At 68.9% G+C, this 5,371-nt stretch carries 5 protein-coding genes; 3 read left to right on the top strand and 2 right to left on the bottom strand.

The window, feature by feature from the left end:
• Positions 1-70: 70 nt before the first annotated feature.
• Positions 71-1,120, bottom strand: a complete 1,050-nt coding sequence (locus H8S47_RS18545; protein WP_235983055.1) for a glycosyltransferase — start codon at positions 1,118-1,120, stop codon at positions 71-73.
• A 161-nt stretch (positions 1,121-1,281) separates the two neighbouring features.
• Between H8S47_RS18545 and H8S47_RS18955 the strand changes: the two genes are divergently transcribed.
• The 3 genes from H8S47_RS18955 to H8S47_RS18535 are packed head-to-tail and all read left to right on the top strand — an operon-like array spanning position 1,282 to position 3,921.
• A complete protein-coding gene (locus H8S47_RS18955; RefSeq protein ID WP_235983054.1) occupies positions 1,282-2,214 on the top strand; it encodes a hypothetical protein in 933 nt (310 codons plus the stop codon).
• Positions 2,211-2,726: a DUF2141 domain-containing protein gene (locus H8S47_RS18950; protein WP_328805629.1), complete on the top strand. Its 516-nt coding sequence runs from the start codon at positions 2,211-2,213 to the stop codon at positions 2,724-2,726. Before H8S47_RS18955 ends, H8S47_RS18950 begins: the two co-directional genes overlap by 4 nt.
• A gap of 10 nt (positions 2,727-2,736) precedes the next feature.
• The gene (locus H8S47_RS18535; RefSeq protein WP_187505242.1) at positions 2,737-3,921 is read left to right on the top strand and encodes a glycosyltransferase; all 1,185 of its coding nucleotides are present in this window, start codon (positions 2,737-2,739) and stop codon (positions 3,919-3,921) included.
• Here H8S47_RS18535 and H8S47_RS18530 read toward each other — a convergent pair.
• Entirely contained in the window at positions 3,863-5,314 is a 1,452-nt protein-coding gene (locus H8S47_RS18530; protein ID WP_187505241.1) for a DUF2029 domain-containing protein, read from the bottom strand. The two genes, H8S47_RS18535 and H8S47_RS18530, sit on opposite strands and share 59 nt — an antisense overlap.
• Positions 5,315-5,371 lie beyond the last annotated feature (57 nt).

Here is a 5,371-nt window from a genome sequence, read left to right as displayed (position 1 = left end):
CCCCGCGTCCGCGGGGATGACGGGACGTGGGGGCCGAGGGCATCAATGGGGTGGGTAATCGGGCAGGAAGTTACCGCCTTACCAACTGGTCGAAGAGAGCAAGGTAGCGCTCTGCCGAATCCGCACCCGGTTGCGGTACCGGCTCCGGCCGCTGCACAGTCGGCGCAAGCCACGCGTCCAGCGCATCGACCAGCGCAGCGGCGTCGTCCCTCGCGACAACCGTGCCGCGATCGGGGCGGTCGACGATCTCCGCCACCGCCGCGCTCGAATCGGTCGAGAGCACCGGCGTCCCGACCGACAGCGCCTCCCGCAACACCCCCGGCACGCCTTCGTAATCGGAGGTCAGCGACAGCACAGTCGCGCGGGCCATCACCGGGAGGGGATCGCCGCTATGGCCGAGTAGGAGGACGCGACCCTCCAAGCCCAGTACGTGGATCTGAGCCTCGATCGCCCCCCGCTCGCTCCCTTCGCCGAGGATAACCAGCGGTATCGTCTGGTCCGCCAGCAACGGCAGCGCGGCGATCAGGCGGTCCCAGCGCTTCTGCGGTTCGAGCCGGCCAACCCCAAGAATGAAGTGTGCCGGCAGGTCGGGCAGCGCACTGGAGATCGGCACCGCTGGCGGGTTCGGGATCACGCTCGTTCGCCCGATCATCCGGGTCGCCAACGCGGCCTCGTCCGCGGTCGCCGGGGTCATCGCGACGAGGTGATCGAGGAAGCTCCCGTGGCGTGCCAGCCAGACTTGGTGCGCGGCGTGCATCAGCCGGCCGTGATCGGCGCGCGCGGGGGCGTTGGACATCTTGGCGACGATCGGCGGGCACGTCCTGCCGAGTCGCAGCCGGGTCCATGCCGCGATGCCGGTGTAGAAGTTGCCGGGGCAGAATATGATATCCGGCGCGAGACGTCTCACCACCTTCGGCAGCGCCAGCAGCCGCGAGGGCGTGACGATCTCCAGACCTTCCGGGAGTTCCGCCGCCAGCGGCCCTGAGATATCCTCGATCGCCAGCGTCACGCGCCGCCCCGCCGCGAGCCAGCCGCGTGCGAGGCGCAGTTGCGCGCGCTCGACCCCACCGCCGCGCAGATCCTCGGCATAGGTCAGGATGTGCTGGGCGGTCGGTGGCATGGGCATCGCTGACATATGGAGGTCATCATACTGCGCGATGGATAAAGCGGAGATCGCGACCGAATGAAACCGACTTTGCGTGCACGCACATTGACGGCCGGCTATTGGGCCGACCGACAGACGGTGGAGCGGCTTGAGAGCGATTGGTTGAGGACAGGCAATTGAACACGCGTGCGAAGTCGACCGAATCCGAAGGCTATGCGGATATCGCGCGCGCCGGGCTTGAGCCGCTGAAGGCGCTCGGCAGCCGCTGGCCCGCGATCATCGGTGCGGTGCTGACGCTGGCGATGATCGTCGGGCTGGGGCGCGAACTGCTCGGGCATGGTCTTGCCGGGCTCTCGCGCTCGGTGCCGCAGGACCCGCGTTTCTATCTGTGCTTCGGCCTGCTCTACATGTCGCCGCCGACCGGGGATTACGTCATCTTTCGCAGGCTATGGAGCATCCCGCTCGGCGGCCTCGTCGCGCTGATCAAGAAGCGGATCGCGAACGAAGTGGTGTTCGGCTATTCGGGCGACGCCTATTTCTACGCCTGGGCGCGGGCGAAGGCGCGGATGGTGGCGTCGCCGTTCGGCGCGGTGAAGGACGTCACGATCCTGTCGGCGATCGCGGGCAACGCGGTGACATTGCTGCTGGTGGCGATCGCGTTGCCGCTCGGCCGGCATCTGCTGACGCACGACCAGTTCCGCACGGTGCTGGCGTCGGCGGGCGTGACGCTGGCGATCTCGCTGCCGTTCCTGATCTTCTCGCGCCGTGTGTTCTCGTTGCCGCGCGCGAAACTGTGGTGGGTGTTCGGGATCCACTGCATCCGGTTGCTGTGCGGATCGGTGCTGATCGCGTTCGCGTGGCATTTTGCGCTGCCGGGCGTGCCGGTGGGGATGTGGCTGTTCCTTGCCGCCGGGCGCCTGCTCGTGTCGCGCCTGCCGCTGGTGCCGAACAAGGATCTGCTGTTCGCCAACGCCGCGATCCTGTTGATCGGGCAGGACCAGGCCTTGTCGGATCTGATCGCGTTCACCGCCGCGCTGACGCTGCTGGTGCATGTCGCGCTGATCATCCTGTTCGGCATTCACGCCGGGCTTACCCGGTTGCGCGCGTGATCCGCGCCTGTCTTTCGCTGGCCGCGATCGCTGCGCTTACGGGACCGGCCGGGGCACAGGTGCTTGGCAGCGATGCGGCGGCGTGCCGACCGGGGGAGGGGCCGGCGATCGCGGTCGAGGTCAACGGGCTGAAGGATCGTACGGGCGAGTTGAAGCTCGAACTCTATCCTGATGACGAAGCGGGCTTTCTCAAGGACGACCACGTGCTGATCGCGGCGGGCAAGACGTTCCGGCGGGTGGTGGTGCCGACGCCGCCGAGCGGGGCGCCGATGCTGTGCATCCGGGTGCCGCGGCCGGGCCGCTATGCGCTGTTGCTGACGCATAATCGCGACGGGAAGAACAAGTTCAGTTTCTGGACCGATGGTGCCGGGTTCGCGAGCAACGTGAAGCTCGGGCGGTCGCGGCCGAAGGTCGAGCAGGCGCTGGTCGAGGTCGGCGCGGGCGTGACGACGGTGCGGATCACCGCGCAGTATCTGCGGGGGCTCGGCGGGTTCGGGCCTGTCGCGCCATGAGGGTCGAAGGGTGAGAATCGTCGACGTCAACGAGTTCTACTCGCCGACTGGCGGCGGTGTGCGCACCTATGTCGACCGGAAAATGGGGATCATGGCGGACATGGGCCATGAACTCATCGTAGTCGCGCCAGGCAGGGAAGACCGCGTCGAGGAGCGGCCGGGCGGCGGGCGGATCATCTACCTCAAGTCGCCGGGCATGCCGTTCGATCGCAATTACGGGTTGTTCTGGGACGAGGGCGCGATCCACCGCGTGCTCGACGATCTCGATCCGGACGTGGTCGAATGCTGCTCGCCGTGGCGGCCGGCGTGGTTCGTCGGCGACTGGCAAGGACGCGCGGTGAAGGCGTTCTTCATGCACAACGACAACATCGCGGCCTACGCGCAGCGCTGGTTTGCGGGCGTCGCGAGCCACGACCAGATCGAGCGCGGGTTCGCCTGGTACAGCCGGTACATGAACCGCTTCCTCGAGAAATACGATGTCGTCGTCACCAACGGCCCGGCGCTGGAAAAGCGGTTGCGCGCACGAGGGGTGCGGATCGATGCGGCAATGCCGCTGGGGATCGAGCGCGGGCATTTCTCGCCCGACCTGCGCGATACCCGGTTGCGCGCGGCGTTGTTGCGGCAGTGCGGCTTGCCCGAGGACGGCATGCTGCTGCTCGGGCTCGGGCGGCATCACGGCGAGAAGCGCTGGCCGCTGGTGGTCGATGCGGTGGCGTGCGCGGGCGCGAGCCTGCCGGTCGGGCTGATCCTGATCGGCGCGGGTGCGCAGACCAAGGCGATCCAGCGGCGGATCGGCGGGTCGCCGCATATCCGGATGTTCGCGCCCGTCTACGACCGCGAACGGCTCGCGCGGATCATGGCGAGTTGCGATGCGCTGATCCACGGGTCGGAGGCGGAGCCGTTCGGGCTGGTCGCGTCGGAGGCGATGGCGTCGGGGCTGCCGCTGATCGTGCCGGATACGGGCGGGTGCGCCGAAGTCGCGGACCGCCATGCAAGCGAGCTTTACGCGGCGCGTGATGCGGAGAGTGCGGCGGCGGCAATCGGACGGCTGTTCGCGCGGGATCCGGCGATGCTCAGGCGCGCGGCGGCGGTGGCGGCCCGGCATGTGCGCAGCGACCGCGAGCATGCCGTGGAGCTCATGGATTATTATGCGGGGCTGGTCGCGGCGAAGCAGGGGTGCGGGCTGGCGGCGTAAACGCGGTGAAGCGCGTGCCGGGGATCGGGATCGCGTCGTAGCCGGCGTCGCGCGCGGCGGTGGCGAGTGCGCGGTCGAGGCTGGCGTCGCCGCTGGACGCTGGGCCTTCGCCGCCGGTGAGGATCGTCGATCCGTCGAGTTTTACGCGTGCTCGCGAGATCAGGTGGAGCGCATGTTCCTGGGCCGCGTCGAGCAGCTTGGTGCTGCGAAAATAGAAGGGGCCGGTGGCGAAGGCGGGGTCCGGCAGGCGATTGGCTGCTGGGAGGATTTGCGGGGATAGCGTTGCGATCGGGCCTGTGATTCCGCGTCGGTCGAGCATGCGGCCGACCGCTTGGCCTTCGCGCAGGGCCTGGGTGAGCGACAGGCCGTCCGAGTCCGCCAGGGCCGCGACCGACGGGGCGAGGCCGGCGGTGGCGAAGATCGCGATGGCGATCCGCCATGCGCGGCTTGGTGGCGGGATCAGCGACAGGCGGACGAACAGGGCTGGCAGGGCTGGGAGGAGATATTGCCGCCAGGTCGGGAACGGCAGGAGGGCGGCGATCAGGCCGGCGAGGATCAGCCAGTCGAGCAGTCCGACCGTGCGGCGGCGCCAGGCGTCGCGCGTGCCCAGGGCTAGCGCGGGCAGGGCTGCGCCGAGCGCAAGAAACTTGAGCGTGTCGATCGCCTTGGCGGGGAGCGACATTTTCCACGGGCGGAGCGCGTAATATTCGGCGGGGCCGCGGGCGGGGAAGGTGACGGTGCCGAACACGAAGCCGGCCGGGCTGATGACATAGGTCCAGGCGACGAAGGCGACGACCGGGAGCGTGCCGAGCAGGATCGAGGCGGGGCGGTGGCGGCGGTCGACCAGCGCGTAGAGGCCGTAGGCGAGCGCGGGGAATGCGTAGGAGATCTTCGCGGCGGCAGCGCTGGCGAGGAGCAGGCCGGCGAGTGCGGCGGTCTTTCGCGTGATGGCGGGGCGGACGATCAGGGGTAGGGCTGCGGCCAGTAGGGCGGCGGGGAGCGCGTCGTTGCGGGCTGTGCCGATGCTGAAGAGGAGGATGTCGCAGGTCGCTAACAGGGCTGCGCAGGCGAGGGCGGCCTTGGGTTTGGCGCCGAGGGTTCGGGCGGTGGTGTGGACGCAGGCTATCGTCGCGACGCCGAGCAGCGCGTTGAGGACGCGGAGGGCTGGCCACGTCCAGGTTCCGGCCAGGGCTGCGATTGGGGCGAAGAGGTAGGGTTGGAGTGGGGTCTGGAGATAGGCGAAGTCCCGGTAGGGGAGGAGGCCGTGGGCGGTCAGCGCGGCGGCGGCGACGTATTGGGATTCGTCGTGGTCTACCGGGCGGAGGAGCGCGAGCGTGACGAAGAGGACGGCCAGGGCTGCGAGTAGTGCCGGATACAGCAGAAGAGTGTTCACCCGCGAAGGCGGGTGCCCAGTCTGGGTCCCCGCCTTCGCGGGGGAACAAGGGAGGGT

This window comes from Sphingomonas albertensis (assembly GCF_014358075.1).
Lineage (GTDB): Bacteria > Pseudomonadota > Alphaproteobacteria > Sphingomonadales > Sphingomonadaceae > Sphingomonas > Sphingomonas albertensis.
The sequence above is the reverse complement of the archived record's forward strand: the minus strand, read 5'-3'. Positions and strand labels throughout refer to the sequence as shown.

Bases quoted from the DNA above. Each gene is read 5' to 3' on its own strand.
- H8S47_RS18545 (WP_235983055.1), bottom strand. From the start codon at position 1,120: ATGCCACCGACCGCCCAGCACATCCTGACCTATGCCGAGGATCTGCGC.